Annotated in this window: 25 protein-coding genes; 20 read left to right on the top strand and 5 right to left on the bottom strand. The window is 70.1% G+C overall.

Features of this window, described 5'->3' with window-relative positions; translation table 11 throughout:
• Nucleotides 1-168 precede the first annotated feature (168 nt).
• Entirely contained in the window at nt 169-2,109 is a 1,941-nt protein-coding gene (locus tag D8M34_RS02335; protein WP_126893041.1) for a GDSL-type esterase/lipase family protein, read from the top strand.
• 13 nt (nt 2,110-2,122) lie between these two features.
• Here D8M34_RS02335 and D8M34_RS02330 read toward each other — a convergent pair whose 3' ends face one another.
• Nucleotides 2,123-3,433, bottom strand: a complete 1,311-nt coding sequence (locus D8M34_RS02330; RefSeq protein ID WP_085607316.1) for a UDP-glucose dehydrogenase family protein — start codon at nt 3,431-3,433, stop codon at nt 2,123-2,125.
• Between the two features lie 359 nt (nt 3,434-3,792).
• Between D8M34_RS02330 and D8M34_RS02325 the strand changes: the two genes are divergently transcribed.
• From D8M34_RS02325 to D8M34_RS02305, 5 genes are all read left to right on the top strand, one after another.
• Nucleotides 3,793-6,066 carry a polyribonucleotide nucleotidyltransferase gene (locus tag D8M34_RS02325; protein WP_060921087.1) on the top strand — a complete coding sequence of 758 codons (2,274 nt, stop codon included), beginning with the start codon at nt 3,793-3,795 and terminating at the stop codon, nt 6,064-6,066.
• Between the two features lie 214 nt (nt 6,067-6,280).
• On the top strand, nt 6,281-7,309 hold the full coding sequence (locus D8M34_RS02320; protein WP_126893040.1) for an aldo/keto reductase: 1,029 nt from the start codon (nt 6,281-6,283) through the stop codon (nt 7,307-7,309).
• 73 nt (nt 7,310-7,382) lie between these two features.
• On the top strand, nt 7,383-7,985 hold the full coding sequence (locus tag D8M34_RS02315; RefSeq protein ID WP_025103212.1) for a histidine phosphatase family protein: 603 nt from the start codon (nt 7,383-7,385) through the stop codon (nt 7,983-7,985).
• 55 nt (nt 7,986-8,040) lie between these two features.
• A complete protein-coding gene (gene dapB, locus D8M34_RS02310) occupies nt 8,041-8,781 on the top strand; it encodes a 4-hydroxy-tetrahydrodipicolinate reductase (protein ID WP_025103213.1) in 741 nt (246 codons plus the stop codon).
• Nucleotides 8,781-9,215, top strand: a complete 435-nt coding sequence (locus D8M34_RS02305) for a hypothetical protein (RefSeq protein WP_082749918.1) — start codon at nt 8,781-8,783, stop codon at nt 9,213-9,215. The genes dapB and D8M34_RS02305 overlap by 1 nt, the downstream gene beginning before the upstream one ends.
• Before the next feature lie 12 nt (nt 9,216-9,227).
• Here the strand turns inward: D8M34_RS02305 and D8M34_RS02300 are convergent, their stop codons facing one another.
• The 3 genes from D8M34_RS02300 to D8M34_RS02290 all read right to left on the bottom strand — a co-directional run bounded on the left by D8M34_RS02300 (nt 9,228) and on the right by D8M34_RS02290 (nt 10,744).
• Entirely contained in the window at nt 9,228-9,653 is a 426-nt protein-coding gene (locus D8M34_RS02300) for an OsmC family peroxiredoxin (RefSeq protein ID WP_126893039.1), read from the bottom strand.
• Nucleotides 9,654-9,737: 84 nt separating this feature from the next.
• The gene (locus D8M34_RS02295; protein ID WP_025103216.1) at nt 9,738-10,310 is read right to left on the bottom strand and encodes a DUF4395 family protein; all 573 of its coding nucleotides are present in this window, start codon (nt 10,308-10,310) and stop codon (nt 9,738-9,740) included.
• Nucleotides 10,311-10,330: 20 nt separating this feature from the next.
• Nucleotides 10,331-10,744: a TlpA family protein disulfide reductase gene (locus D8M34_RS02290; protein ID WP_025103217.1), complete on the bottom strand. Its 414-nt coding sequence runs from the start codon at nt 10,742-10,744 to the stop codon at nt 10,331-10,333.
• Between the two features lie 113 nt (nt 10,745-10,857).
• On the opposite strand from D8M34_RS02290, the gene D8M34_RS02285 reads away from it, so the two are divergent.
• Genes D8M34_RS02285 through D8M34_RS02275 form a run of 3 tightly spaced genes read left to right on the top strand, consistent with a single transcriptional unit; the run spans nt 10,858 to nt 12,901 of the window.
• A complete protein-coding gene (locus tag D8M34_RS02285) occupies nt 10,858-11,667 on the top strand; it encodes a thymidylate synthase (RefSeq protein ID WP_126893038.1) in 810 nt (269 codons plus the stop codon).
• A complete protein-coding gene (locus D8M34_RS02280; RefSeq protein WP_062634903.1) occupies nt 11,664-12,140 on the top strand; it encodes a dihydrofolate reductase in 477 nt (158 codons plus the stop codon). The genes D8M34_RS02285 and D8M34_RS02280 overlap by 4 nt, the downstream gene beginning before the upstream one ends.
• On the top strand, nt 12,140-12,901 hold the full coding sequence (locus tag D8M34_RS02275; protein ID WP_126893037.1) for an SDR family NAD(P)-dependent oxidoreductase: 762 nt from the start codon (nt 12,140-12,142) through the stop codon (nt 12,899-12,901). Before D8M34_RS02280 ends, D8M34_RS02275 begins: the two co-directional genes overlap by 1 nt.
• A 7-nt stretch (nt 12,902-12,908) precedes the next feature.
• On the opposite strand, the gene D8M34_RS02270 is transcribed toward D8M34_RS02275, so the two are convergent.
• Nucleotides 12,909-13,448, bottom strand: a complete 540-nt coding sequence (locus D8M34_RS02270) for an NUDIX domain-containing protein (protein WP_126893036.1) — start codon at nt 13,446-13,448, stop codon at nt 12,909-12,911.
• A 78-nt stretch (nt 13,449-13,526) separates the two neighbouring features.
• Here D8M34_RS02270 and dapA point away from each other — a divergent pair, with 78 nt between their 5' ends.
• The 11 genes from dapA (at nt 13,527) to miaA (ending at nt 25,465) form a co-directional block, all read left to right on the top strand.
• Complete coding sequence (dapA, locus tag D8M34_RS02265) at nt 13,527-14,504, top strand: 4-hydroxy-tetrahydrodipicolinate synthase (RefSeq protein WP_126893035.1); 978 nt, start codon at nt 13,527-13,529, stop codon at nt 14,502-14,504.
• 53 nt (nt 14,505-14,557) lie between these two features.
• Entirely contained in the window at nt 14,558-16,234 is a 1,677-nt protein-coding gene (locus tag D8M34_RS02260; protein ID WP_025103223.1) for a ribonuclease J, read from the top strand.
• Nucleotides 16,235-16,325: 91 nt separating this feature from the next.
• Nucleotides 16,326-19,040, top strand: coding sequence for an FtsK/SpoIIIE family DNA translocase (locus D8M34_RS02255; RefSeq protein ID WP_126893034.1), 2,715 nt, complete (start codon nt 16,326-16,328; stop codon nt 19,038-19,040).
• Nucleotides 19,040-19,615, top strand: a complete 576-nt coding sequence (pgsA, locus tag D8M34_RS02250) for a CDP-diacylglycerol--glycerol-3-phosphate 3-phosphatidyltransferase (protein WP_126893033.1) — start codon at nt 19,040-19,042, stop codon at nt 19,613-19,615. Before D8M34_RS02255 ends, pgsA begins: the two co-directional genes overlap by 1 nt.
• A complete protein-coding gene (locus D8M34_RS02245; RefSeq protein WP_126893032.1) occupies nt 19,612-20,100 on the top strand; it encodes a CinA family protein in 489 nt (162 codons plus the stop codon). Before pgsA ends, D8M34_RS02245 begins: the two co-directional genes overlap by 4 nt.
• Before the next feature lie 141 nt (nt 20,101-20,241).
• Nucleotides 20,242-20,550: a helix-turn-helix domain-containing protein gene (locus tag D8M34_RS02240; protein WP_126893031.1), complete on the top strand. Its 309-nt coding sequence runs from the start codon at nt 20,242-20,244 to the stop codon at nt 20,548-20,550.
• 18 nt (nt 20,551-20,568) lie between these two features.
• The gene (locus D8M34_RS02235; protein WP_025103228.1) at nt 20,569-20,793 is read left to right on the top strand and encodes a DUF3046 domain-containing protein; all 225 of its coding nucleotides are present in this window, start codon (nt 20,569-20,571) and stop codon (nt 20,791-20,793) included.
• Nucleotides 20,794-21,053: 260 nt separating this feature from the next.
• Complete coding sequence (gene recA, locus D8M34_RS02230; RefSeq protein WP_025103229.1) at nt 21,054-22,100, top strand: recombinase RecA; 1,047 nt, start codon at nt 21,054-21,056, stop codon at nt 22,098-22,100.
• 389 nt (nt 22,101-22,489) lie between these two features.
• Nucleotides 22,490-22,963: a regulatory protein RecX gene (locus D8M34_RS19495; protein WP_231729436.1), complete on the top strand. Its 474-nt coding sequence runs from the start codon at nt 22,490-22,492 to the stop codon at nt 22,961-22,963.
• A 49-nt stretch (nt 22,964-23,012) separates the two neighbouring features.
• A complete protein-coding gene (gene miaB, locus D8M34_RS02220; protein ID WP_060921069.1) occupies nt 23,013-24,557 on the top strand; it encodes a tRNA (N6-isopentenyl adenosine(37)-C2)-methylthiotransferase MiaB in 1,545 nt (514 codons plus the stop codon).
• Nucleotides 24,554-25,465: a tRNA (adenosine(37)-N6)-dimethylallyltransferase MiaA gene (gene miaA / locus D8M34_RS02215; protein ID WP_126893030.1), complete on the top strand. Its 912-nt coding sequence runs from the start codon at nt 24,554-24,556 to the stop codon at nt 25,463-25,465. The genes miaB and miaA overlap by 4 nt, the downstream gene beginning before the upstream one ends.
• Nucleotides 25,466-25,467 lie beyond the last annotated feature (2 nt).

Genomic DNA, 25,467 nt, shown 5'->3' with positions numbered 1-25,467 from the left:
GCCGGTCGAGCGGCGAGGGTCGCCGCGTCGGTCGCGACCGACCCCGAGGCGGTGGGCGGGAACCAGAGCGCGGATAGCCGGTGACCCGTTATCCAGCATCCGGTGAACATCCGGTGCCCGACGCCGATTCCCCGCGGCGGGGACGGGGAGCGCCGCCATCCTGAGGGTGTGAGAGTCGCGATCGTCACCGAGTCCTTCCTTCCGCACATGAACGGTGTGACCGGATCCGTGATGCAGATCCTCCGTCACCTGGAGCGCCGAGGGCATGACTCCTGTGTGCTCGCTCCGGCCGCGATCGGAATGCCGGCGGAGCTGCACGGCGCGCCTGTCACCGCGATTCCCAGCGTCCCGCTCCCGGGGTACCGGGACGTCCGGGTGGGCGCGGCGACCATTCGGAGGATCGGCGCGGAGCTCGATCGCTTCCGTCCCGACGTCGTCCACCTGGCGTCGCCGTTCGCGCTCGGGTGGCGGGGCCTGCTCGCCGCAGAACGCGGGGGTGTCGGAACGGTCGCGGCGTACCAGACCGACGTGGGCGCCTATACGGAGAGATATCGCGTCGCGGCGACGACCGGGATCGCCCATGCCCACATCGCCCGACTGCACAGGAGGGCCACTCTCACGCTCGCGCCGTCCACCGAGTCGGCACAGCAGCTGAGCCGGCTCGGCATCGACCGCATCCGGCCCTGGGGGCGGGGTGTCGACGCCGAGCTCTTCCACCCCTCGCGGCGCAGCGACGCGCTCCGGGCCGAGTGGGGAGCCGAGACCGTCATCGGCTACGTCGGACGCCTCGCCCCCGAGAAGCAGGTGGAGGATCTCGCCGCGCTGCACGGCATCCCCGGCACGCGTCTCGTCATCGTCGGAGACGGCCCCCGGAGGGAGCGGCTGCAGGAGCAGCTTCCCGACGCCCTCTTCCTCGGGCGGCTCGACGGGGAGGCGCTCGCGGCGGCGCTGGCCTCCTTCGACGTCTTCGTGCATCCGGGGGAGAACGAGACCTTCGGGCAGACACTCCAGGAGGCCCATGCGAGCGGTGTCCCCGTGGTCGCCACAGGCAGAGGAGGCCCGCTCGACCTCGTCCGGCCCGGCGTCGACGGGTGGCTCTACCGACCAGGAGACCTCGCAGACCTCCGCCGTCGCGTGACCGATCTCGCCGGAGACGAGCGCCGGCGTCGGGCGTTCGGGGAGGCGGGCTGGAGCGCGGTGCAGGGCCGGAGCTGGGCGCACCTCGGAGATCAGCTCCTGGATCATTTCGAGGAGGCGCGGACGCTGCATGCCGTGGACCGTCGTCTGCGCGCTCGCCGCCTCGTCCGGCCGGAGCCGGCCCTGCCGGCCCCCGCGCGCCGCTGGCGGCGGATCGTCGCCCTCGGCGACTCGGTGACCGAGGGTCTCTGCGATCCCGGACCCGATGGGGTGCTCCGCGGGTGGGCGGACCGGCTCGCGCTGCTCCTCGCCGCGCGGGGAGGCCTCCACTACGCGAACCTCGCGATCCGGTCGAAGCGGGTGTCCGATGTGTGCGGACCGCAGCTGGAGCGGGCGCGCGAACTCCGCCCCGACCTGGTCACCGTCCTGGTGGGTGCCAACGACCTCGTGAGGCACCGCGTCGACGTGCCCGCGCTCGCCGCGAGCCTGGAGACCGCGGTGCGGCGGCTGCGCGCGACCGGTGCCGACGTGATCCTGGTCACGCCGTTCCTGCCCGCCCGTCGAGCGGCGGCGCTGTACGCGCGGCGCTTCTCCGCTTTCGCCACGGCGCTCGCCGGGGTCGCTGCGCGGACCGGTGCGATCCTCATCGACACCGATCTGCTCCCGGCGCTGGGGGAGCGACAGCACTGGGGCGAGGACCTCGTGCATCTCGGCAGTCGGGGGCACCGCGTGCTCGCCTATCGCGTCGCGGAGGTGCTCGGGGTACCGCACGCCGATGCGCTGGGAGCGCTGGATGCGGCGTTGCACGAGAACGAGCCGATCGGACGAGCGGCCTGGTGGCGGCAGTACGCGCTCCCGTGGGTGTGGCGACGACTGCACGGCCGCGCCGCGGGAGACGGGCGTCGGGCGAAGCACGACGACTACGTCTACCTCGGGCGCTCCACCGTGCCGCAGGACGCCAGTGTGGTCTGACGGGCGCGAGGCCTCAGCGTCGCCCCATCCCGTGGTAGGTCCAGCCGGCAGCCCGCCAGGCGTCGGCGTCCAGACAGTTCCGCCCGTCGATCACGATGCGGCCCCGCACGAGCCCGCCGGCGTGCTGCGGATGGAGCTCCCGGCGGTACTCGTCCCACTCCGTGACGACGACGACCGCATCCGCGTCCCGCAGGGCCTCGTCCCTGGACGAGGCGTACCCGAGCTGCGGATGCCGTGCGCGGGCGTTCTCGATCGCCGCGGGGTCGGTCACCACGACATCGGCGCCCAGTCCGCGCAGCCGCACGGCCACCTCCAGGGCGGGGGAATCGCGGACGTCGTCGCTGAAGGGCTTGAAGGCCGCGCCGAGGACGGCGATCCTCCTCCCGAAGACGAGGCCGCCGAGCGCATCCACCACGAGGCGCACCGCCCGATCCCGTCGGCGGAGGTTGATGGCGTCCACCTCGTGGAGGAACCCGACGGCCTCCCCGCGTCCGAGCTCCTCGGCGCGCGCCGCGAACGCGCGGATGTCCTTGGGCAGGCAGCCGCCCCCGAACCCGATCCCCGAGCCGAGGTAGCGGCGGCCGATGCGCGAGTCGTGTCCGAGTGCTTCGGCGAGGAGGGTGACGTCCGCTCCGGCCGCCTCGGCGATCTCGGCCATGGCGTTGATGAACGAGATCTTCGTCGCGAGGAACGCGTTGGCGGCACCCTTCACGAGCTCAGCGGTGGCGAGGTCGGTGACGAGGAAGGGCGCGCCCGCGTCGATCGCCGCGGCGTACACGCGGCGGAGCAGGTCGACGGCGGCGACGCCCTGCCGGGTGTCCTCGGCCCCGACCACCAGACGGTCGGGCCGGAGGGTGTCGTGGACGGCCCAGCCCTCCCGGAGGAACTCGGGGTTCCAGGCGAGCGTCGCGCCGGTCTCCGCGATCCGACGGGCGAGACGGGCGGCGGTGCCCACGGGCACCGTCGACTTCCCGGCGACCACCGCCCCCGGTCGCAGGTGCGGGAGCAGCCCGTCGATCGCCGCGTCGACGAAGCGGAGGTCGGCTGCGGGCCCGGAGGCGGACTGCGGGGTGCCGACCGCGAGGAAGTGCACCTCCGCCCCGGCAGCGGCCGCCGGATCCGCGGCGAAGCGCAACCGCCCTGACCGCACTCCCTCCTCGAGGAGCTCGGCGAGGCCCGGCTCGAAGAAGGGCGCGGCACCCGCGGTGAGGTCGGCGACCTTGCCCTCGTCCACGTCGATCCCCACGACATCGTGACCGAGCGAGGCCATCGCCGCGGCGTGCACCGCTCCCAGATACCCGCATCCGATCACTGACATCCGCATGCGCTCAGCACAGCCGAGCCGTCTCTCGCTCCGGCGCACGCGCGGTGAACACCGGGTGACGGTCGGGTGTCGGGACCGGGTCGCGCGTGGAGCCCTCGGGTCTTCGGGCACACGCTGGTAGTGTGGTCGAGGGTGACCCCGGTCATCCGATAACTTCACATCGACTCATGGAGCGATCGGCGGAGAAGCTGGTCCCCTGTGGTGGGTTCCTCGGCGCAGGTCGGGTGGCTTTCTACTGGTGGCCAGCGCAGGCGAGATTCGCGGGAATGCCCGCGCGCCCGAACCCTTCCGTTCCGCTCCTTTGAACACGCTCGCGCGTCACACGGATTCGCGAGTCTAAACAAAGAAGGAGAGACCTCTTGGAAGGTCCTGAAATCACCGCCACCGAGGCCGTTCTCGACAACGGCCGCTTCGGCACCCGCACCATCCGCTTCGAGACCGGCCGCCTCGCGCAGCAGGCTCAGGGCGCCGTCGCCGCCTACCTGGACGGCGAGACCATGCTCCTGTCGGCCACGAGCGCGGGCAAGCACCCGCGTGAGGGCTTCGACTTCTTCCCGCTGACGGTCGACGTCGAGGAGCGCTCCTACGCCGCCGGCAAGATCCCCGGCTCGTTCTTCCGTCGTGAGGGTCGTCCCTCGACCGAGGCGATCCTGGTCTGCCGTCTGATCGACCGCCCGCTGCGCCCGTCGTTCGTCGACGGCCTGCGCAACGAGGTCCAGATCGTCATCACGGTCCTCTCGATCGCGCCGGGCGAGTTCTACGACGCCCTCGCGATCAACGCCGCGTCCGCGTCGACCCAGATCTCGGGTCTGCCGTTCTCGGGTCCCGTCGCCGGTGTGCGCCTCGCGTTCATCCCCGGTCACGGTCAGCACGAGGACCAGTGGGTCGCGTTCCCGACCGCCGAGCAGGTCTCCGAGGCCGTGTTCGACCTCATCGTCGCCGGCCGCGTGGTCACCAAGGCCGACGGCTCCGAGGACGTCGCGATCATGATGGTCGAGGCCGAGGCGACCGAGGGCAGCTGGAACCTGATCAAGGCCGGCGCCACCAAGCCCGACGAGACCATCGTGGCCCAGGGCCTCGAGGCCTCGAAGCCGTTCATCGCCCAGCTCGTCAAGGCCCAGGCCGAGCTCGCCGCCACCGCGTCGAAGGAGCCGGGCGTGTACCCGGTCTTCCCCGCGTACAGCGACGAGGTCTACGACTTCGTGTCCGAGCGCGCGTTCGCCGAGCTGAGCGACGTCTACCAGATCGCCGACAAGACCGAGCGCCAGAACGCCGACGACGCGATCAAGGACCGCGTCAAGGCCGAGCTCATCGAGGCCACCGAGGCGGGCTCGCTCCCGGCTGCGGCCCCGCTGGAGTTCTCCGCGGCGTACAAGTCCGTCACGAAGAAGATCGTGCGTGGTCGCATCCTCACCGAGGGCACCCGCATCGACGGCCGCGGGCTGGCGGACATCCGTCCGCTCGACGCCGAGGTGCAGGTCATCCCGCGCGTGCACGGCTCCGCGATCTTCCAGCGCGGCGAGACCCAGATCATGGGTGTCACCACGCTGAACATGCTGAAGATGGAGCAGCAGATCGACTCGCTGTCGCCCACGACCAGCAAGCGCTACATGCACCACTACAACTTCCCGCCCTACTCGACCGGTGAGACCGGCCGGGTGGGTTCGCCGAAGCGTCGCGAGATCGGGCACGGCTTCCTCGCCGAGCGCGCTCTGGTGCCGGTTCTGCCGAGCCGCGAGGAGTTCCCGTACGCGATCCGTCAGGTGTCCGAGGCGCTGAGCTCCAACGGCTCCACCTCGATGGGCTCCGTCTGCGCGTCGACCCTCTCGCTCCTCAACGCGGGTGTGCCGCTGCGCGCCCCCGTCGCCGGCATCGCGATGGGCCTCGTCTCCGACGAGGTCAACGGGGAGACCCGGTACGCGGCGCTGACCGACATCCTGGGTGCGGAGGACGCGCTCGGCGACATGGACTTCAAGGTCGCCGGCACGAGCGAGTTCGTCACCGCCATCCAGCTCGACACGAAGCTCGACGGCATCCCGTCGTCGGTGCTCGCGGGCGCGCTGACCCAGGCCAAGGACGCTCGTCTGACGATCCTCAACGTCCTGAACGCCGCGATCGACGCTCCCGACGAGATGGCACCCACCGCGCCGCGCGTCATCAGCGTCCAGATCCCGGTCGACAAGATCGGCGAGCTGATCGGCCCGAAGGGCAAGACGATCAACGCGATCCAGGACGAGACCGGTGCGCAGATCTCCATCGAGGAGGACGGCACCGTCTACATCGGCGCGACCGACGGCCCCTCGGCCGAGGCCGCCCGTGCCCAGGTCAACGCGATCGCCAACCCGACCAACCCGGAGGTCGGCGAGCAGTTCCTCGGCACCGTCGTGAAGATCGCCACCTTCGGCGCCTTCATCTCGCTGCTGCCGGGCAAGGACGGTCTGCTGCACGTCACCGAGGTGCGCAAGCTCGCCGGTGGCAAGCGTGTGGAGAACGTCGAGGACGTGCTCTCCGTCGGCCAGAAGATCCTTGTGAAGATCACGAAGATCGACGACCGCGGCAAGCTGTCGCTCGAGCCCGTGCTCGACGATGCGCCCGCTGCGGACGAGGCTCCGGCCGAGGACGCCGCCGAGTAAGACAACGGATGACACGGAACCCGGGTCTCTCCGTCGGAGGGGCCCGGGTTCCGTCGTCTGTGCCGTGATCGAAACGTTATGGGAAGTTTGCGCGCCGTTCCCCGGATTGGTCGGGACGTTCGCGCACGTCGCATACCCTCGAAGTACGCACCGGGGGGTGCCAGCGAAGCAGTGATGTCGATCGGTTCCGGCCGATCACGGCGGGGGTGAGAGTATGCGGTTGTTCAGCGTAGGCGCAGGAACACCTGCTGAACGCGCCCCGCAAAAGCACGAGGACCACCCGTCCGCCCCCATCCCGATCGTCGGGCCCGGCGTGGGGGAGTCCATCCGCGCCGCCCTCGGCGAGACCGGGTACGAGACGTTCCCGCTGATGCTCGGCGCCGCGGAGTTCGGATGGAACGTCGATCTCGAGACGAGCCACGGCATCCTCGACCGCTACGTGGAGTTCGGCGGCAACGCCATCCATACCGCGGACGGGTTCTCCGGCGGGCGGAGCGAGCACATCCTCGGGCAGTGGCTGCGGTCGCGGGACCAGCGCGAGCGGGTGGTCCTGAGCGTGCGCATCGGAGCGCACGCCGACAACCCCGGCCTGGGATCGGTCAACCTCGTCCGTGCCGTCGAGGGGTCGCTGACCCGGCTCGGCGTCGAGCGCATCGACGTGCTGTACCTGGACGCCACGCTGGATGCGACGACCAACCTCGAAGACACCCTGGCCACGGTCGAGTGGCTCGTCGAGGCGGGGAAGATCGGGGCGCTCGGCGCGTACGGCTTCACGCCGGAGAGGCTCGTCGAGGCGCGGATCCTCGCGTCGGCGGGATATCCGCGCATCACGGTCATCGACACGCCGTACAACCTCGTCCGTCGGCAGCCGTTCGAGGGCGACCTGCGGCTCGTCGCCGGCGCGCAGAACCTCGCCGTGACGCCTTCCCACGCGCTGGAGCACGGATTCCTGTCCGGCCGTCACCGGACGAAGGCGGTCGCGTCGCGCGGCGTCCGCGGCGAGCAGCTCCGGGGTCACCTCAACCGCCGAGGGACCAAGGTGCTGCGTGCGCTGGATCAGGTCGCGGCGGAGCTCGCCGTGCCTGTCGCGGCCGTGTCCATCGCGTGGCTGCTCGCGCAGCGCACGGTCGCCGCGCCGATCGTGAACACGTTCGCGACCGACCACGTCGACGAGCTCATGCAGGGCGCGGGCGTGACGCTGTCCCGGGTACAGGTCGCCGACCTCACCCGCGCGGGCGCCTGAGCTCGCGGCGCCCGTGACATAGGGTGGAAGAGGAAGACCGGCGGATGCTGGCGACGAGGCGAGCGAGCGAGTTGTGACGCACTACATATATCTGGTCAGACACGGTGAACATCAGGATGCCGAGCACGGCCTCGCCGACGGACCCCTCTCCCCGCGCGGTCAGCGGCAGGCGGAGCTCATCGCGGATCGCCTGTCCGGCCTCCCGCTCGACGCCGTCTGGCATTCTCCGCTCCTCCGCGCCGCGGAGACGGCGCGAGCGATCGCCGGCCGACTCCCGTCCGTGGATCCGGAGCCCTCCGCTCTGCTCTTCGACTGCGTGCCGACGGGGATGACGGAGGAGACGCCGGCCGTGTTCGAGCCCTTCTTCGGCTCCGTGACCGAGGCGGAGATCGAGGCGGGCCGCGCGCAGATGTCCGATGCCGTCAACGAGTTCCTCGTGCGGAAGACCGGCGACGTGCACGAGGTGCTCATCACCCACAACTTCGTGATCTCGTGGTTCGTGCGCGAGGTGCTCGCCGCACCGGACTGGCGCTGGATGACCCTGAACCAGTCGCACTGCGGGTTGACGGTGATCGCGCAGAAGCAGGGACGGCCATGGACCCTGCTCACGCACAACGACACCGGCCATCTTCCGATGGAGCTGCGGACGGGCATCCCGGACGCGCTGCTGGTCTGATCGACGCCTCCGCGCGCCGCGACCCCCGGCCGACGCCCGGAAATAGACTGGACGCATGACCACGAAGGTAGCCCTCGTCGGCGGGACCGGAAAGCTCGGGACGATCATCGCTGCGGTGATCGAGGAGCTCGAGGGCTTCGAGGTGAGCCGGGTGCTGACGTCGGCGAGCGACCTGTCGGAGCTCGCGGGCGCCGACCTCGTGATCGATGCCTCAACCCCGCAGGTCAGCATCGACGTGGTGCGCACGGCCGTGGAGCACGGGCTCAACATCCTCGTGGCCACCTCCGGCTGGTCGGCGGAGCGGATCGCCCTCGTCCGGCCGCTCGTCGAAGCCGCCGACACGGGAGCGGTGTTCATCCCGAACTTCTCCCTCGGCTCCGTTCTCGGCTCGGCCCTCGCGGCGGCCGCCGCGCCCTACTTCGGCTCGGTCGAGATCGTCGAGGCACACCGGGAGACGAAGGTGGACTCGCCCAGCGGGACAGCCGTCCGCACGGCGGAGCTCATCGCCGCCGCGCGCGCGACGCAGGGTCCGGTGAGTGCGCCGCATGCCGATCAGCGCGCCCGAGGTCAGCAGGTCGGCAGCGTGCCCATCCACTCGCTCCGCCGCCCCGGGGTGATCGCCAAGCAGGAGGTGATCCTGTCCGGTCCGGGGGAGTCGCTGACCTTCACGCATGACACCACCGACCCGGGCCTGGCGTATGCGCCGGGGATCCGCCTGGCCGTGCCCTATGCGGCCACCGCCACCGGCGTCGTGGTGGGCCTGGAGAACATGCTCGACATCGGCATCCGCTCGTGATGTCGCGGATCGGGGTCGGGCTGATGGCCGCGGCCCTCCTGCTCTACCTCGTGGTGGCGGGCTGGCTCGCCGTCATGTTCCTCGCCGTGGGCACGCCTGTCTCCATCGGGATGGGCATCACGCTCCTCGTGCTCGCACCCGTGGGCGGGTGGGCGCTGGTGCGCGAGATGCTCTTCGGGTTCGGTGCCGACCGTCTGGGACGCCTGCTCGACGCCGAGGGCGGTATGCCGCCCGTGGAGACCGAGCTCACGCCCAGCGGACGCATCGCCCGCAAGGATGCCGACGCGCTCGTCGCGCGCTACACGGCGGAGGCGGAGGCGGCGCCCACCGACTGGCGGGCGCGCTACCGTCTCGGCGTTGTGCAGGACGCGGCGGGACGCCGCAAGGACGCCAGGGCGAGCATCCGACAGGCGATCAGCCTCTCCCGCGCCTGACGTCCACGCGGCTCAGGCGAGAGTCGCCTCGAGCGTGATCTCGATGCCCGCGAGAGCCTGGGACACCGGGCATCCGGTCTTCGCCCCCTCGGCGATCTCCTGGAACTTCTCCGCGGTCAGACCTGGCGCCGTCGCGTTGACGTTGAGGTGGCTGCCGGTGATGCCGACGCCCGGCTTGAAGGTGACCGAGGCGCTGGTGTCGACGCGCTCCGGGGGCGTGCCGTTCTCGGCGAGTGCATGCGAGAGCGCCATGCTGAAGCAGGAGGCATGGGCCGCGGCGATGAGCTCCTCCGGCGTCGTGGTCGTGTCGCTGCCCTCGCTGCGCGACTTCCAGTCGATCGGGAACGTCCCCAGATGCGAGGAGGAGAAGGCGACCGTGCCGGAACCCTCCGTGAGCGATCCGGTCCAGGTGGCGGCGGCTTCACTGGTGACGGGCATGGTTCCTCCGGTTCTGACGCCACCGGGGGAGCGGCGTCGCTTGCTCGTCAGCCTACCGAGCGACCGGGCCTTCGGGAACCGGCGTCAGGCGGCGCGGCGCGGTCGTCCGGTGAGCCCGACGCGCTGCAGCAGGAGGTAGAGCTGGCACCCGAGGCACAGTCCGAACACGGCGTTGAGGAAGGCGGCGAGGAACGCGGCGGCGGTGGCGATCGGAAGGGCCCACGGCACGCCGGCGAGGTGGAGGAGCAGGCCGAGTCCCACGACGACGAGACCCACGCCCTGGGCGAACCGCGGGGGACGGGGATCCTCCAGCTCTGCGGGCGGCGCGAGGCGCGGACGGACGAGGCGGCGGTAGAGGACGCCCCACGGGGCGGTGGCGGGAGAGACGACGCCCCAGAGGAACAGGAGCGCGATCAGTGTGGCGAGGAGGAAGCCCGGGTCGAGGACACGCGCGACCGGCCCCGCGGCGGAGACCGCCCACCCGCCTCCTCCGATGAACGCGAACTCCGACGACGCCGTGAGCGCGAACCAGCCATCGGTGGTCCGCGCGGTGGAGATCCCGATGAGGGCCAGGAACGTCGCGACGGCGAGCAGGAGTGCGGTGATCCCGGCGGCGAAGCGGGGCCCGCGCGGATCGATTCCGGGGGGAGGCGTCATCATCTGCTCCAGACGGGGTCTCAGACGGCGGCGAGGGCGTGGGTCAGGCTCTCGCGAGCGGGTATGCCCGCGAACCGGGCCCTGACGCGCCCGGTGGCGTCGAGCACGAAGGTGGTCGGTGTCTGCAGCACACGGTAGCGCGCCGAGAGATCCGGGCGGTGCGTGAGATCGACCTCGATGTGCGCGAGGCCGGCGTCCTCGGACGCAAAGGAGCCGAGAAGACGACGCACCTGGGGGCAGCGGGCGCAGGTCTCCGTGCTGAACTGCACGAGCGTCGCCGCGGCCCCCAGCGCCGCGCCCTCCGCATCAGCGGGATCGAACCGCAGGTCGCCGCCGTCGCGGCGGCGACCCTCTCTCCCGCGGAGCACGAGCCCGACCACGGTGGCGAGCACCAGAAGCGCGGCCAGGGCGGCGAGAGCGAGCGCGGGGGACATCCTTCGAGGCTAGAGCCGTGACCGCAGAAGCGTCGCGATGTTTCGGTCCGTGACGTGCGGATCGCGTCACGGCCACCGCCCCCGCCGGGAGCGGGGCGGGTATCCTGACAACCATGAGCGCCGCTGTCCCGACTCCGTACGAAGACCTGCTCCGCGACGTGCTCGAGACGGGCACGCACAAGAGCGATCGCACCGGGACCGGGACCACGAGCGTGTTCGGGCGGCAGATCCGCTTCGATCTCGCGGCGGGCTTCCCCCTCATCACCACGAAGCGCGTGCACTTCAAGTCCATCGCGTACGAGCTGCTGTGGTTCCTGCGCGGCGACTCCAACGTCCGCTGGCTGCAGGAGAACGGGGTCTCGATCTGGGACGAGTGGGCGGATGCAGACGGCGATCTCGGCCCGGTGTACGGCGTCCAGTGGCGGTCCTGGCCGACTCCCGACGGCGGCAGCATCGATCAGCTGACCGAGGTCATCGAGCAGATCCGGCGCACACCCGACTCGCGGCGCCTGCTCGTCTCCGCCTGGAATCCCGCGGACATCCCGGACATGGCCCTCGCACCGTGCCACGCTCTGTTCCAGTTCTACGTCGCCGACGGAAAGCTCTCCTGCCAGCTCTACCAGCGCAGCGCCGACATGTTCCTCGGCGTCCCCTTCAACATCGCCTCCTACGCGCTGCTGACGATGATGATCGCGCAGCAGGTGGGGCTGGAGCCCGGCGACTTCGTGTGGACCGGCGGGGACTGCCACGTCTACGACAACCACGTCGAGCAGGTGCGCGAGCAGCTCACGCGAGAGGCCTACCCGTACCCGACGCTGCGCTTCGCGCGGAAGCCGGAGTCGATCTTCGACTACCGGTTCGAGGACTTCGTCGTCGAGGACTACCAGCACCACGCACCGATCAGGGCGGCGGTGGCGGTATGACCTGGGTGGGGCTCATCTGGGCCGAGGCCGCCGGAGGCGTGATCGGCGCCGAGGGCGGCATGCCCTGGTACGTGCCGGAGGATCTGGCGCACTTCAAGGAGACCACGCAGGGCGCTCCGGTCGTCATGGGACGCAAGACCTGGGACTCGCTGCCCGAGCGATTCCGCCCCCTGCCCGGTCGCGACAACATCGTCGTGACCCGCCAGCAGGACTGGACGGCGGAGGGCGCCCGCCGTGCGTCCACGGTGTCCGAGGCCGTGCGCGGCCAGGAGAAGGTGTGGATCATCGGCGGTGCGGAGATCTTCCGTCAGGTGATCGCCGACGCCGACCGGCTCGAGGTCACCGAGCTCGACCTCACGGTCGACGGCGACACGTTCGCTCCGCCCAAGACCGGGTGGCGCGTGGTGGACGAGGGGGACTGGCAGACGTCCCGCACCGGCGTCCGGTATCGCTTCCTGAGGTACGAGCGCTGATGCCCACCGCACTGATCACCGGAGCCAGCGCGGGGCTGGGCGCCGAGTTCGCCCGTCAGCTGGCACGTCGACGCGCCGACCTCGTGCTCGTGGCCCGTTCGGAGGAGTCGCTCTCGGCTCTCGCGGGGGAGTTGCGCGGCGAGTGGGGAGTGGCTGTCGAGGTGCTCCCGGCCGATCTGTCCGAGGAGGCCGGCGTCGAGCTCGTCGCGGCTCGGCTCCGTGATCGGGACGATCCGATCGACCTGCTCGTGAACAACGCCGGGTTCGGATTGCCGTTGCAGTTCGCCGACAACGACATCGAGGACGAGGTGCGGCATCTGCGTGTGCACGTCGAGGCCTCCATGCGCCTGATGCACGCGGCCCTGCAGACCATGCGGGGGCGGGGCGGTCGGATCATCAACGTCGCCTCGGTGGCCGGTTTCATCTCGCGGTCGACGTACTCCGCCTGCAAGGCCTGGCTCATCGACTTCAGCCGGTGGGCGAACATCGCCTACGGCCCGGACGGCGTGAGCGTCACGGCGCTTTGCCCCGGTTTCACGCACACGTCCTTCCATGAGCGGATGGGTCTCGCGGTCGGCGAGGAGGGCGTGCCGACCTTCCTGTGGCTCGATGCCCGAGACGTCGTGCGCGAGGGGCTCCGCGACGCGGCGCGGGGCAAGGCCGTGTCCATCCCCTCCGTGCGGTACAAGGCCGTCGTGGCCGCGACGAAGGTGCTGCCCCGGTCCCTCACCGCGGCGGTCGCCCGTCGGGGTCGGGTCTGACCCGCCGTCAGCGGAACCTCCCGAGACGGATCCCGGCGAGGGCGATGGCGGCGATCGTCTCGCCGTCCGTGATGCGGCCGTCGGCGATCATCCGCAGGACCTCGCTGAACGCCACCCACTCCACGGTGTCGATGCCCTCTTCCGCGCGGCTGTCGACCGCATCGTCGACGCGCTCGATCTCCCGGGCCAGGAAGACGTGCTCCGTGGCCTCCGCGACGCCGTCGAGCGCGTGCGTCGTACCCAGATGCTCCCACCGGAGCGCCCGGTACCCGGACTCCTCGAGGAGCTCGCGTTCTGCGGCGGCACGCGGGTCCTCGCCGTCGGTGCCGCCGGCGGGCACCTCGACGGACGTGCCGATCGTGTAGCGATCGACGGTGACCAGGCAGACCCGGTCGTCGGCGTCCATCGCGACGATGAACACCGCCGGGTTCCGCACCGTCATGACGCCGTAGACGCCCCGGCCACCCGGTCCGGTGACGTCGTCCTCGCGGACGCGGATCCAGGCGTTCTCGTAGGTCGTGCGTGAGGCGTGCGTGATCCAACCCATGGTGCGAGCCTACGGCCGACAGGGGAGGAGGACCGGACGCGTCCGCGACAGCGGCATCCGACCCGATACGCTGGACGCATGACGCACTCGGGCAACCCCTTCGGACAGGTTCTCGTCGCGCTCGTCACTCCGATGACGGCCGACGGCGAAGTCGACTGGCCCGCCGTCGAGAAGCACATCGATGACGTGATCACCGCAGGCGCGGACGGCATCGTCGTGACGGGAACGACCGGCGAGACCTCGACCCTGACGGACCCGGAGAAGCTCAAGCTCGTCGAGGTCGGCAAGTCCGTCTCGGCGGGACGCGCGAAGATCATCACGGGTGGCGGATCGAACGAGACCGCGCACGCCATCGAGCTGTACAAGGCCAGCGAGAAGGCCGGCGCCGACGGCATCATGATCGTCACGCCGTACTACAACAAGCCGACGCAGGCGGGCATCCTCACGCACTTCCGGCTCGTCGCCGATGCGACCGACCTGCCGGTCATCCTGTACGACATCCCCGGGCGGACCGGTGTCCCGATCAAGTACGAGACGATCCTCCGGCTCGCCAAGCACCCGAACATCGTCGCCGTGAAGGATGCGAAGGGCGACTTCTCCGAGGTGAGCCGTGTGCTCAACCAGACCGACCTCATGTACTTCTCCGGTGACGACGCGAACGTGCTGCCGCACCTTTCGATCGGCGCGACCGGCCTCATCGGCGTGACGGCGAACGTCGCCGCCGCTCCGTACCGGACCATCATCGACGCGGTGAACCGTGGCGACCTCGCCACCGCGACCGCCGAGCACAAGCGACTGGAGCCGCTGGTCCGGGCCGTCATGACGCACGTCCCCGGCACGGTCGCCGCGAAGTACATCCTGCACGGGCTGGGCCGCATCTCCAGTCCGCGTGTCCGCCTTCCCCTCGTCGGCCCGGAGGAGTGGGAGGCCGCCCTCATCGAGGACGAGCTCGATCTCGTCAGCGGCGTGCCGGGGGCGGACTTCTCGAACTTCCGGCCCGACCGCAACGCGGCCGCGGGCGGCGCCCTGCCGAAGGTGCACGGCACGACGCGCTGAGCCGCGTCACCATGAACGAACGGACGCGTGGAGTGTCCGACTGAGGAGACAGCATGTCCATTCCCCTGGCCGAACCGTCCGCTCTCGACGAAGGGACGCTCCGGGTCATCCCGATCGGCGGCCTGGGGGAGATCGGTCGCAACATGACCGTGTTCGAGTACGCGGGCAAGATCCTCATCGTGGACTGCGGGGTGCTCTTCCCGGAGGAGCACCAGCCCGGCGTCGACCTCATCCTCCCGGACTTCGAGCCGATCCGTGACCGTCTCGACGACATCGTGGGCGTGGTGCTGACGCACGGGCACGAGGACCACATCGGGGCGGTTCCGTACCTGCTGCGGCTGAAGAGCGACATCCCGCTGATCGGCTCCGGACTGACGCTCGCCCTCGTCGAGGCGAAGCTGAAGGAGCACCGCATCAAGGCCTTCACCCTGACCGTGAAGGAAGGCCAGCACGAGAAGGTCGGGCCGTTCGACCTCGAGTTCGTCGCGGTGAACCACTCCATCCCGGACGCGCTGGCCGTCGCGATCCGCACCCCCGCGGGCATGGCCCTCGCCACCGGCGACTTCAAGATGGACCAGCTGCCCCTGGACGGCCGCATCACCGATCTGCGCGCGTTCTCGCGCCTGGGGGAGGAGGGCGTCGACCTCTTCCTCGTCGACTCCACCAACGCCGACGTCCCCGGCTTCACGCCCACGGAGCGCTCCATCGGCCCGGTCCTCGACCAGGTCATCGGCAAGGCTCCGCGCCGCGTGATCGTCGCGAGCTTCTCCAGCCACGTGCACCGCGTGCAGCAGGTGATCGACGCCGCGCACGCGCACGGTCGTCGGGTCGCGTTCCTCGGCCGCAGCATGGTCCGCAACATGACGATCGCGGAGCAGCTCGGCTACCTCAAGGTGCCGGCGGGCGTCCTGATCGACTTCAAGAAGGCACGCGACCTCCCGGACGAGCAGATCGTCTACATGTCGACCGGTTCGCAGGGCGAGCCGATGGCCGTGCTGAGCCGCATGGCCAACATGGACCACGCCATCGAGGTCAGCGAGGGCGACACCGTGATCCTGGCGTCGAGCCTCATCCCGGGCAACGAGAACGCCGTCTACCGCGTCATCGACGGGCTCACGAAGCTGGGCGCGAACGTCGTGCACAAGGCCAACGCGCGGGTGCACGTGTCGGGGCACGCCGCGGCCGGCGAGCTGCTCTACTGCTACAACATCCTCAAGCCGAAGAACGTCCTCCCTGTCCACGGGGAGTACCGGCACCTGATCGCCAACGCCAAGCTCGCCCAGGACACCGGGATCCCCGAGCAGAACACGATCATCGCCTCCAACGGCACCGTCATCGACCTGAAGGACGGCGTCGCCCGGGTGGCCGGGCAGCTCGACCTCGGGTTCGTCTACGTCGACGGCTCGACCGTCGGCGAGATCACCGATGCCGATCTCAAGGACCGCCGCATCCTCGGCGAGGAGGGGTTCATCTCGGTCATCGTCGTCGTGGATGCCGCGACCGGGCGCATCATCTCGGGGCCGGAGATCCACGCGCGCGGCGTCGCCGAGGACGACGCCGTGTTCGACGACGTCGCTCCGAAGATCGTCGCCGCGCTGAAGGAGGCGTCCGGCAACGGTGTGCGCGACACGCACGCGCTGTCGCAGGTCGTCCGTCGGACGATCGGCCGCTGGGTGAACCAGAAGCTGCGTCGGCGCCCGATGATCGTCCCTCTCGTCATCGAGGCCTGACCCTCCGATCACGGCGTGCCGTCGCGCGCCGTGATCGTCGAGTTCCGCGTGGTGACGCGGAGATGTCGGTCGCGGGTCGTACCGTGGAGGCATGGCCAGGAGCAGCACCAAGACCGAGCGCGCCTCGACGAGCGCCCCGTCGCGCCCCAAGCGGCAGGCGGCTCCGAAGGCGCAGCCCGCACCCAAGAAGTACATCGACGAGGCGGACAAGCCGCCCGTCGCCGCGCGCGCATGGAACGGGCTCGCGCACGGCGTCGGCGGACTCTTCCGGGCCTTCGGGCCGGAGACGCTGCAGAAGGACGACCGCAGGGACGGATTCCCGTTCCTGCTGGTGATCCTGGCGGCGCTCGGTGCCGTCAACGAGTGGTTCTTCATCGGCAACGAGGTCGCGGCGAACATCAGCGCCTACTCGGTGGGGCTCTTCGTCGGTCGGGTGGCCTTCATCATGCCGGTGCTGCTGCTTCTCCTGGCGGGATGGCTGTTCCGGCACCCGTCGTCCGTGCACGACAACGGGCGCATCGGGATCGGCTTCGGGATGTTCGTGCTCGCTCTGGCGGGCATCTTCCACGTCGCCGGCCCTCGTCCCCACCCGAACCAGGGCATGCCCGCGCTGAGCGAGTCGGGTGGTCTGCTCGGATGGCTCGTGGGGCAGCCCCTGACGTACCTGACCGACATTCCGGCGTACCTCATCCTCGGGCTGCTCGCCGCCCTGAGCATCCTCATCCTCACGAAGACGCCGCCGAACCGCATCGGTGCCCGCCTGGGAGACCTCTACGCGTGGATGTTCGACGCGGAGCGCCCGGAGAAGCCGGCGAAGGACACCGCGGCCGCGGTCGACGAGGCCGACAAGGTCGACGACCCGGACGTGCTGCCCTGGTGGCGACGCAACAAGACCGGTCGCGAGGAAGACCCCGACGAGGGCACGCTCGCGTCCGACGACATCACCGCGCTCCTGTCCACCACCGAGGCCACCCCCGCATACGACCAGGCCGTGACGGTGGCGAACCCGTACGACGCGGCGACCGAGGTGCTCAGCGACGTGCGCTCCGTGACGGACGCGCTCGCGGAGCAGCAGACGACCGCGCTGCTGGACGACGAGTCGGACACCGGCGAGATGCCGGAGCTGCCCGGACTGGACGGCTTCGGCACGGAGGGCCCCGGCGACCGCGGTCCGCAGGCCCCCGTGGCCCCCTACATCCTCCCGTCGCCGGGCGTGCTGTCCGAGGGACCGCCTTCGGTGGCCCGCTCGGAGGCGAACGACCGCATCGTCGAGCAGATCACCAGCGTCCTCGACCAGTTCAAGGTCGACGCCAAGGTCACCGGCTTCTCCCGCGGTCCGACGGTCACGCAGTACGAGGTCGAGGTCGGCCACGGCGTCAAGGTCGAGAAGATCCTGCAGCTCAGCAACAACTTCGCCTACGCGGTCGCCTCCAACGACGTACGCATCCTCTCGCCGATCCCCGGCAAGAGCGCGATCGGCATCGAGATCCCGAACACCGACCGCGAGACGGTCGCCCTCGGCGACGTACTGCGCTCGGCGGCCGCGCAGAAGAGCACGCACCCGCTCACGATCGGCGTCGGCAAGGACGTCGGCGGCAACTTCGTCGTCGCCAACCTCGCGAAGATGCCGCACCTCCTGGTGGCGGGCTCGACGGGGTCCGGTAAGTCCAGCTTCGTGAACTCGATGATCACCAGCCTGCTCATGCGGGCGCGCCCGTCCGACGTGCGCATGGTCCTCATCGACCCGAAGCGTGTGGAGCTGACGAGCTACGCCGGTGTCCCGCACCTGATCACCCCCATCATCACGAACCCGAAGAAGGCCGCCGAGGCGCTGCAGTGGGTCGTGAAGGAGATGGACATGCGGTACGACGACCTCGCGTCGTTCGGCTTCCGCCACATCGACGACTTCAACCGCGCCGTGCGTGCGGGGGAGGTGGAGGTGCCCCCGGGCAGCGAACGGGTGCTCAAGCCGTACCCGTACCTCCTCGTCGTGGTCGACGAGCTCGCGGACCTCATGATGGTCGCCCCGCGCGACGTCGAGGACTCGATCGTCCGCATCACGCAGCTCGCCCGCGCCTCCGGCATCCACCTGGTGCTCGCCACGCAGCGCCCGAGCGTCGACGTCGTCACCGGCCTCATCAAGGCGAACGTGCCGTCCCGTCTCGCGTTCGCGGTCACGAGCGTCACCGACAGCCGCGTGATCCTCGACAGCCCCGGCGCCGACAAGCTCATCGGACAGGGTGACGCGCTCTTCTCGCCCATGGGCTCGTCGAAGCCGTTCCGACTGCAGGGTGCGTGGGTCGACGAGAAGGAGATCGACGCGGTCGTCAAGCACGTCACGCGTCAGGCGCGTCCCGAGTACCGCGCCGACGTCCAGGAGGCGATGGAGCCGGCGAAGAAGAAGGAGGTCGACGAGGACATCGGCGACGACCTCGAGCTCCTGCTCGCGGCGGCCGAGCTCATCGTCTCCTCGCAGTTCGGATCGACGTCGATGCTGCAGCGCAAGCTGCGGGTCGGCTTCGCCAAGGCCGGACGCCTCATGGATCTCCTCGAGTCGCGCGAGGTCGTCGGCCCCTCGGAGGGCTCGAAGGCGCGCGATGTGCTCGCGACCCCCGAGCAGTTGCCGCAGGTCATGGCGAAGCTCCGCGGCGAAGACGTTCCGTCGGCTCCTGCGGCTCCGCCTTCGCCCGCCGCCGCAGCGGTGCCGCCGGCCGAACGGGATCCGTTGGAGGCGCAGTACGACGGTCTGCCGGTCGTCGAAGCGGAGGGCGACGAAGACGCCTGGGGCCTGACGGGACGCGACTGATGGTGATCCCTCGGCAGCTCCCCAACGCCATCACGGTGGCGCGCATCCCGCTCGCCGTGGTGTTCTTCGTCCTCCTGCTCGTCGGCGGGACGTACGGCCTCGCCGATCTCACCGTGCGCTGGATCGCCGCCGTCCTCTTCATCGTCGCCATCTCGACCGACTGGGTCGACGGCTACCTCGCACGTCGCTACGACATCGTCAGCGACTTCGGCAAGCTCTGGGATCCGATCGCGGACAAGCTCCTCACCGGCGCCGGATTCGTCGGGTTGGCGATCCTGGGCGAGGTCTCCTGGTGGATCGTCGTGATCATCCTCGTCCGCGAGTGGGGGATCACCATCCACCGGCTGGTCGTCGCGAGCGAGCACGTTGTCGCGGCCGCCTGGATGGGCAAGATCAAGACGGCCTTCCAGGGCGTCGCCCTCGGCTGGGCTCTCCTGCCGCTGCACGTGTTCATCGGGCTCGGCCCGTGGACCGTCGTGACGACCGTCCTCATGGTCATCGTGCTCGTGCTCACCGTCGTCAGCGGGATCGACTACATCGTCGCGCAGGTGCGCGGCGCGCGTCAGAGCCGATGAGCGGCACGACGCCGGCCGAGGCTCTGGAAGCTCTGCGTGAGCGCGGCTGGACCCTCGGTGTCGCGGAGTCGCTCACCGGCGGTGCGGTGTGCGCGGCGCTCGTCGCGGTTCCCGGCGCCTCCGCGGTGCTCCTCGGCGGCGTCGTCGCCTACGCCACCCCCGTCAAGCACACGCTGCTCGGCGTCGACACCGAGCTATTGGAGCGATACGGACCGGTGCACCCGGAGGTCGCGCGGCAGATGGCTGCCGGAGTGCGCGAGGCCGTCGGGGTGGACGGTCTCCCCGCCGATGTCGGGGTGTCCACCACGGGGATCGCGGGCCCGGAGTCCCCGGATGGGCAGCCCGTGGGCACCGTCCACATCGGCGTGGTCACCCCGACGGTGAGCCGGACCCGACCGTTCCGCTTCGAAGGGGACCGCGACGCGGTGCGAGCACAGACGGTCGCGGCGGTCCTCGACGTGCTGGCTGCTGCGCTGCGGGAATAGCGACCCGCCGCGTCATGTTGATACGGATGTGCTCACATTTAAACCACAGAGTGCAAGGGTAGATTCTGTGCAAGCCAGGAGGACTAGACTGGCCGTCTCTTCGAGGGAGACCTCGATTCACGAACTGCGGAGGAGGTTCCGATGATTCTTGTACGACAGGAGATCGGCGACGTGCTGAGGGACTTCCGTCTGCAGAAGGGGCGGACGCTCCGGCAGGTCGCGAGCAAGGCATCCGTCGCTCTCGGTTATCTCAGTGAGGTCGAGCGCGGACAGAAGGAGGCCTCGAGCGAGATCCTCGCCTCGGTGGCAGAGGCGCTCGACGTCCCCATCTCCACGATCATGCGCGAGGTCGGGGACCGCATCTCGGTGCTCGAAGGAATCCAGGTCTTCCCGGACGTCGTTCCGGACGACCTGGTCGCGTCCGTGGGGCCCGAGCTCTCGCTCCGCTGACACGCGGAGATCACCCTTATGCGACGCAGTGAGTTCCTGCGCGCCGTCGACGCCGAGTTCCATACCCGAGCCTCTTCTCTGGTGAATGACCTCGTGCTCTCCGGCATGGGGGGACGAACGGCGCTCGAGGCTCTCGAAGCCGGGGTACCTCCGCGCGACATCTGGCTCGCGCTCTGCGCCGACATGGATGTCCCCGAATCCCGTCGCCACGGCGTGGGGCGTCTGGAGCCGCGCGGCCGGTGACGGCGGCTTCCCGGGTGTGCGGAAGTCCGACACGCCGGACGGGCGTGTTGTCGAAAATCTGTTCGAACCAGGCGTAGTCTTCTGCACAAGTGGTCAGACGGTTCTGGTCCCCACGATCCGCGGCTCCTCGACGCAATGTCGGAGGCCCGCCGTACCGTGAGGTCCAGGCTGAAAAGCCATACGCCTTGTCGGAGAGTTCCTTCCGCCGGAAGAGCCGCGACAGCCTACAGGCGGCAGCACACGCGCAGAAGGAGCACACCATGCCATCACCCGCCGACCGCGAGAAGTCCCTCGAGACCGCCCTCGCCCAGATCGACCGCCAGTTCGGAAAGGGCTCGGTCATGCGGCTGGGCAGCGATGAGCGTGCCCCTGTGGCCGTCATCCCCACCGGCTCCATCGCCCTTGACGTCGCCCTCGGCGTGGGAGGTCTGCCGCGTGGCCGCATCGTCGAGATCTACGGCCCGGAGTCCTCGGGTAAGACGACGCTGACGCTGCACGCCATCGCCAACGCCCAGCGGGCCGGCGGTATCGCGGCATTCATCGACGCGGAGCACGCGCTCGACCCCGACTACGCCGCGAAGCTCGGCGTCGACATCGACGCCCTTCTCGTCTCGCAGCCCGACACGGGTGAGCAGGCTCTCGAGATCGCCGACATGCTCGTGCGCTCCGGTGCCATCGACCTCATCGTCGTCGACTCGGTGGCGGCCCTGGTGCCGCGTGCGGAGATCGAGGGCGAGATGGGAGACTCCCACGTGGGTCTCCAGGCCCGCCTCATGTCGCAGGCGCTGCGGAAGCTCACCGGTGGTCTGAACCAGACGAACACGACGATGATCTTCATCAACCAGCTGCGCGAGAAGATCGGCGTGTTCTTCGGCTCCCCGGAGACCACTGCCGGTGGTAAGGCGCTGAAGTTCTACGCCTCCGTGCGTATGGACATCCGCCGCATCGAGACGCTCAAGGACGGCACGGACGCCGTGGGTAACCGCACCCGCGTCAAGATCGTCAAGAACAAGATGGCCCCGCCCTTCAAGCAGGCGGAGTTCGACATCCTTTACGGCGTCGGCATCTCCCGCGAGGGCAGCCTGATCGACTTCGGCGTCGAGCACGGCATCGTCAAGAAGTCGGGATCGTGGTACACCTACGACGGCGATCAGCTGGGCCAGGGCAAGGAGAACGCGCGCACGTTCCTGCTCAACAACGCCGACATCGCCCTGGCGATCGAGAGTCAGATCAAGCAGAAGCTCGGTATCGGCGGCCCGGCCGCGGCTCCGGGTGCTGATGAGCTGGCCGAGCGTCGCCCGGCCTGATGAGTGACCAGCGTGGGGGCGATTCCGAGCGGATCGCCCCCATCATCCCTCTCTTCGGCGGACCCACGCGTGCGGAGCATCCGGCCGCAGGCGGTGCAGACGAGTCGTCGTCCGCGCCGCCTGCGCGGTCGGGGCCGCCCGCGGACGGGGCGGGACTCTGGCGCTCGACGTGGCACGAGCCCGCGTCGGCAGGGTCCCCGTCGGTCGACGACGGTTCTCCCAGCGCGAGGCACCCCGCCCGGGGTGCCGCGGCGCGGGCCGCTTCCCGAGGCGGGAAGACCACCACATTGCGCGCCGTCGGCGATGCGTCCCGATCGCCCGGAGGGGGCGAGAGCGCGGAGAACGGCCCCTCGGCGGCGGAGATCCGAGCGACGGCGGAGGAATCGTTGGTGCGGAAGCTCCGCACGCGGTCGCTGTCCGTCTCCGAGGCCCGGCTGGTGTTGAAAGGGCACGGGCTTGCGACGGACGCCGTCGAAGACGTGGTCGACGACTTCGTACGGCGCGGATACCTCGACGACGCCGTGCTCGCCGAGCTCCTCGTCACGTCCGGCGTCGAACGCAAGGGCCAGGGGCGGGTCGCGCTGTCTCGAGCGCTCGCGCAGCGGGGCATTCCTCGTGACGTCATCGACGCCGCGCTCGACGAGCTGCCCGACGACGATGCGGAGCGGGCACTGGAGTTCGCCCGGACCAAAGCGCGTTCGATGGGACGCCTCGACCCCGACGCGGCGCTCCGCCGGTTGGTCGGGCAGCTGTCGCGCCGCGGGTACGGGGGATCGGTCGCCATGAACGCGGCGAAGACGGCGCTGCGGGAAGCCTCGTTCGGCGGGGGCGTCTCCGGCGTCCGGTTCGTGGATTCCGACTGACGGTTCGCACGCGATCTGCTCTCGGCGACGCTCGTACAATGGGAGCATCATGACTATCCCCCGCAGTGAACCGACGATCATCAGCGCGTCGTCGGCGGCCGTCGACGATGACGGGCGCCAGCGATCCTACGAAGTGCGCACCTTCGGCTGCCAGATGAACGTCCACGACTCCGAGCGTCTGTCCGGATCCCTGGAGAGCGCCGGCTACATCCGCGCCGAGGCCGGAGCCGAGGCCGACGTGGTGATCATCAACACCTGCGCCGTCCGGGACAACGCCGCCGGGAAGCTCTACGGGACGCTCGGGCACCTGGCCGCCGTCAAGCGCCGCAAGGCCGGGATGCAGATCGCCGTCGGCGGCTGCCTGGCGCAGATGGACAAGCAGGCCGTGCTCGACAAGGCCCCCTGGGTCGACGTGGTCTTCGGCACGCACAACATGGGATCCTTGCCCGGCCTCTTGGAGCGCGCGCGCCACAACGGTGACGCCGAACTCGAGATCCTCGAGTCCCTCGAGGTCTTCCCGTCGACGCTTCCCACCAAGCGCGACTCCGCGCACAGCGGCTGGGTGTCGATCTCCGTCGGCTGCAACAACACCTGCACCTTCTGCATCGTCCCGAGCCTCCGGGGCAAGGAGAAGGACCGTCGCCCGGGCGACATCCTCAACGAGATCCGTCTGCTGGTGGAGGACGGCGCCATCGAGGTGACGCTCCTCGGGCAGAACGTGAACTCCTACGGGGTGGAGTTCGGGGATCGTCAGGCGTTCGGAAAGCTCCTCCGCGCCGCCGGCGAGATCGAGGGGCTCGAGCGCATCCGCTTCACGAGCCCGCATCCCGCCGCCTTCACAGACGACGTGATCGACGCGATGGCGGAGACGCCCGCCGTCATGCCGCAGCTCCACATGCCGCTGCAGTCGGGGAGCGACCGGATCCTCAAGGCGATGCGTCGCTCCTACCGCAGCGAGCGCTTCCTGGGCATCCTGGACCGCGTCCGCGAGCGCATCCCGCACGCGGCCATCACGACCGACATCATCGTCGGCTTCCCCGGCGAGACCGAGGAGGACTTCGAGGACACGATGCGCGTCGTCGAGCAGTCGCGCTTCTCCGGAGCCTTCACCTTCCAGTACTCGATCCGCGAAGGCACCCCTGCGGCCACGATGCCGGACCAGGTGCCCAAGGACGTCGTGCAGGCTCGCTATGACCGGCTGATCGCGCTCCAGGAGCGCATCTCGCTCGAGGAGAACCAGAAGCAGGTCGGCCGGGAGGTCGAGGTTCTCGTGTCCACGGGCGAAGGCAAGAAGGACACGGAGACGCGTCGCCTGACCGGGCGGGCGCAGGACAACCGGCTCGTGCACTTCGAGGTCACTCCCGGGTCCGAGCTGCCGCGCCCAGGGGATGTCGTCACGGTGACGGTGACGCACGCCGCGCCGTTCCACCTCCTCGCCGACGACCCGACGGGTGCCCCGCTCCGCATCCGTCGGACGCGTGGTGGCGACGCCTGGGATCGGGGACAGGCCGAGTCGTGCGCCGTGCCGGCACCGAGCGACGGCGCTCCGCGCGCCGTCTCCCTCGGCCTGCCGACCCTCCGCGTCGGAGTGTGACCGCGCCTCGGCTCTGGGCCGTCGTCGGCGCGACCGGCACGGGGAAGAGCGATCTGGCGCTCGATCTCGCCGAGGAGCTCCGGCGGCGCGGCAACCCGGCGGAGATCGTCAACGCCGACGCTATGCAGCTCTACCGCGGCATGGACATCGGCACCGCGAAGCTGTCGGTCGCCGAACGTCGCGGCATTCCGCACCACCTCTTCGACGCGCGAGAGGTGACGCAGGACGCTGCCGTGGCCTGGTATCAGCCGCTCGCACGAGAGGCCGTGCAGCAGATCCACGCGGCGGGAGGGGACGCGATCCTCGTCGGTGGATCGGGACTCTACGTGTCGAGCGTCGTCTACGAGTTCCACTTCCCGCCCCGGGACCCCGCCATCCGCGAGCGTCTCGAGCAGGAACTCGATCGCGAGGGTGTCGGGCCCCTGCTCCAGCGGTTGCGTGAGCGTGATCCGGGGGTCGCGGCCCGAGTGGACCCGCGCAACGGGAGACGCGTGATCCGCGCGCTCGAGATCATCGAGCAGGGGAGCGCGACGCATGGTGCCGTCCTCCCCGAGACGCCGACGCTCTGGTATCCGCACACGCGTCTGATCGGGCTGCACGTGGATCGGGGCGAACTCGTCGCCCGCCTCGATGCGCGTGTGCGTCGGATGTGGGAGCACGGCCTGGTGGCCGAGGTCGCCGGGCTGCGGGACCGCGGTCTGGAGCGCGGGACGACAGCCCCGCGGGCGATCGGATACGCACAGGCGCTCGCACAGCTGGACGGTCGCTCCACCGCCGAAGAGGCGATCGCCGAGACGCAGGCTCTCACGCGACGCTATGCACGTCGACAGGTGTCGTGGTTCAAGCGCTACCCGGAGCTGGAGTGGGTGACGCCACCCGTGGCCGTCGCCGACCTGTTGCGGGACTGACC

It is taken from the genome of Microbacterium sp. HSID17254 (genome assembly GCF_003989315.1).
Lineage (GTDB): Bacteria > Actinomycetota > Actinomycetes > Actinomycetales > Microbacteriaceae > Microbacterium.
This window is presented reverse-complemented; position numbering and strand designations above follow the sequence as displayed.

Excerpts from the sequence above, each read along its gene's own strand:
- D8M34_RS02320 (WP_126893040.1), top strand. The coding sequence starts at position 6,281 with ATGCGGTTGTTCAGCGTAGGCGCAGGAACACCTGCTGAACGCGCCCCG.
- pgsA (WP_126893033.1), top strand. The coding sequence starts at position 19,040 with ATGGTGATCCCTCGGCAGCTCCCCAACGCCATCACGGTGGCGCGCATC.
- D8M34_RS02305 (WP_082749918.1), top strand. The coding sequence starts at position 8,781 with ATGTCGCGGATCGGGGTCGGGCTGATGGCCGCGGCCCTCCTGCTCTAC.
- D8M34_RS02270 (WP_126893036.1), bottom strand. The coding sequence starts at position 13,448 with ATGGGTTGGATCACGCACGCCTCACGCACGACCTACGAGAACGCCTGG.
- recA (WP_025103229.1), top strand. The coding sequence starts at position 21,054 with ATGCCATCACCCGCCGACCGCGAGAAGTCCCTCGAGACCGCCCTCGCC.
- D8M34_RS02260 (WP_025103223.1), top strand. The coding sequence starts at position 14,558 with ATGTCCATTCCCCTGGCCGAACCGTCCGCTCTCGACGAAGGGACGCTC.
- D8M34_RS02245 (WP_126893032.1), top strand. The coding sequence starts at position 19,612 with ATGAGCGGCACGACGCCGGCCGAGGCTCTGGAAGCTCTGCGTGAGCGC.
- D8M34_RS02275 (WP_126893037.1), top strand. The coding sequence starts at position 12,140 with ATGCCCACCGCACTGATCACCGGAGCCAGCGCGGGGCTGGGCGCCGAG.
- D8M34_RS02290 (WP_025103217.1), bottom strand. The coding sequence starts at position 10,744 with ATGTCCCCCGCGCTCGCTCTCGCCGCCCTGGCCGCGCTTCTGGTGCTC.
- miaB (WP_060921069.1), top strand. The coding sequence starts at position 23,013 with ATGACTATCCCCCGCAGTGAACCGACGATCATCAGCGCGTCGTCGGCG.
- D8M34_RS02255 (WP_126893034.1), top strand. The coding sequence starts at position 16,326 with ATGGCCAGGAGCAGCACCAAGACCGAGCGCGCCTCGACGAGCGCCCCG.
- D8M34_RS02330 (WP_085607316.1), bottom strand. The coding sequence starts at position 3,433 with ATGCGGATGTCAGTGATCGGATGCGGGTATCTGGGAGCGGTGCACGCC.
- dapB (WP_025103213.1), top strand. The coding sequence starts at position 8,041 with ATGACCACGAAGGTAGCCCTCGTCGGCGGGACCGGAAAGCTCGGGACG.
- dapA (WP_126893035.1), top strand. The coding sequence starts at position 13,527 with ATGACGCACTCGGGCAACCCCTTCGGACAGGTTCTCGTCGCGCTCGTC.
- D8M34_RS02280 (WP_062634903.1), top strand. The coding sequence starts at position 11,664 with ATGACCTGGGTGGGGCTCATCTGGGCCGAGGCCGCCGGAGGCGTGATC.
- D8M34_RS02295 (WP_025103216.1), bottom strand. The coding sequence starts at position 10,310 with ATGACGCCTCCCCCCGGAATCGATCCGCGCGGGCCCCGCTTCGCCGCC.
- D8M34_RS02300 (WP_126893039.1), bottom strand. The coding sequence starts at position 9,653 with ATGCCCGTCACCAGTGAAGCCGCCGCCACCTGGACCGGATCGCTCACG.
- D8M34_RS02235 (WP_025103228.1), top strand. The coding sequence starts at position 20,569 with ATGCGACGCAGTGAGTTCCTGCGCGCCGTCGACGCCGAGTTCCATACC.
- D8M34_RS02240 (WP_126893031.1), top strand. The coding sequence starts at position 20,242 with ATGATTCTTGTACGACAGGAGATCGGCGACGTGCTGAGGGACTTCCGT.
- D8M34_RS02285 (WP_126893038.1), top strand. The coding sequence starts at position 10,858 with ATGAGCGCCGCTGTCCCGACTCCGTACGAAGACCTGCTCCGCGACGTG.